Raw genomic sequence first — 1816 nt, 5'->3', positions numbered from 1 at the left:
CAATGCCGCGTAGTTAGCGTGTGACGCGATCCGTCAAATCGGGGGAGGTCCAGCCTTGTTCGAGCATGTACGTGCCTCTGCCGACCTTGCGGATCAGCCCCTCGGCCGTCCAGCGCGTCATCGATGCCCGGAAGCTGTGGATATTGCTGTAGCCGAGTGATCGTGCGAGGTCACAGGACTTCCAGGTCGCTTGGGGGTCGGTGCGCATGAGCTGGAGCGTGCGATTCCTCTGTCCTTCACCGGTCCGGCCGGGTCCGCGTCCCGCCCGGCGGCCGTCTGCCGGCGCGGTGGTCTTCGGTGGGGGCTGCGCGCTCGGCGCCTGGTGAATCTTGAAGTCAAGGGCCTCGATGGTGGAGCTGCTGCGAGGCCGGGGGTCGGTGAGGCGGGAGTAGTAACGGGACATCGGCGCTTTGACCTTGCGATTACAGGTGCGCAGGCGCCGTTTGGGCAGGAGTCCCGCAAGGACGGCGCGGCCGATCCGGCCCACGGTGCCGATGGCGCCCTCCCGGAGAGGATCGGGGCCGCGGACGACGTGGTCGCGGGCGGCTTCCAGGGCGATGGTGAAGCTGGCGCGGTCCGGGTCGGTTCCGGCGACGGACTCCACCGCGTCCACCATGGCGGCCCGCAGCACTTGATAGAGCGTGAGCTGTGCCCATACTTCCTGTTCGAGACCGGTGGGGTCTGCTGAGCGCAGTACTTGCCCGTCGGCGAGTGTGTGCCGCAGCGCGTAGAAGGCCGATTCGATTTCCCAGCGCTCGTGATAGAGCCGGACCAGGGTCGCTGCGGGGTCGGACCGGTGGTCCAGCAGGGTGGTCGCCAGCCGGTAGTGATCGGACACGCGTCGTCCGTCGCTGGTTGTCATGCTGATCTCGGCGTCGATGATGCGGATCTTCAGCGGGCCGATGAGCGTCAGGTAGGAGCCGTCGGGCAGAGCCGCGAGAACGGCGGGCCGTCGGCGGGGATTGAGACGGATGAGCAGTTGGGAGCCGGTGTCGGCCACGGCCTGGAGGAAGTCGTTCGCGTCGAATCCCCGGTCGGCCAGCAGCAGTGTCCGCGGCGACAGGAGGTGGAGAAGCTGCCGTGCGTAGAAACCCTCCCCGTGTTCGGCGGGGCCGAACACGGCCCCCAACAGGCCGCGGGTGCCCGTCTCACACAGAGCCATCAGGCGGATCATCGGGTAGCCGGCCCATCCCAGCCGGGTGCGGGACTTGCCGAGCCAGTTGAGGTTCCGCTCCTGGTCAGGCGCCTTGACCGAGGAACACCCGTCGAAGGCGACTGTCCGCCACCGGCGGTAGCACACACCGGGCGTCCGGGGCTGGCCCAACGGGCCGGCCACGATCTCGAACAGCGTCTTGAGAGGAGCCGGCCCCACCCGTCGGCGCAGATCCCGCAGGGCCTTCTCGCTGGGGCGTGCATGACCGCCGTCCGGCAGCCCGGCGGTCAGCTTGTCCCATACCCGCACATACCCGAGCGACGGAAACAGGGACAGGGCGAGCAGGAAGTAGACCCCAACACGCGAGGGCAGGAGACGCAGCCGCCGCTGGACAGTCCGGCTCTCGGCCAGGACCTCGTCCACGAGCTCGACGGGAAGGTAGCGGCCCAGCTCTCCCAGATGCCCCGGCGCGAAAACGCCTCTCGGGACTTGAGCAGAGGAGGGTGAAACGATGGCAGACTGCTCTCGCAACGGGACCTCGCACAGCAGATAGATCTTGGTCGACTACCTGCCATACCCGAGGTCCCGTCTCCATGCCTCCACAACACGCCGCCCCCACAGGCGATTTGACGGATCGCGTCACACGCTAACTACGCGGCATTG

General features: G+C 67.7%; 1 protein-coding gene. It reads right to left on the bottom strand.

What is annotated here, in order from left to right; genetic code table 11:
• Nucleotides 1-13: 13 nt before the first annotated feature.
• The gene (locus ACTWQJ_RS51045; protein WP_443313143.1) at nt 14-1684 is read right to left on the bottom strand and encodes an IS4 family transposase; all 1671 of its coding nucleotides are present in this window, start codon (nt 1682-1684) and stop codon (nt 14-16) included.
• Nucleotides 1685-1816: the final 132 nt, after the last annotated feature.

The organism is Streptomyces sp. KR55 (assembly GCF_052245645.1).
GTDB lineage: Bacteria > Actinomycetota > Actinomycetes > Streptomycetales > Streptomycetaceae > Streptomyces > Streptomyces flavusporus.
Note: the sequence above shows the minus strand (reverse complement) of the source record. Positions and strands in the feature narration are given on the sequence as shown.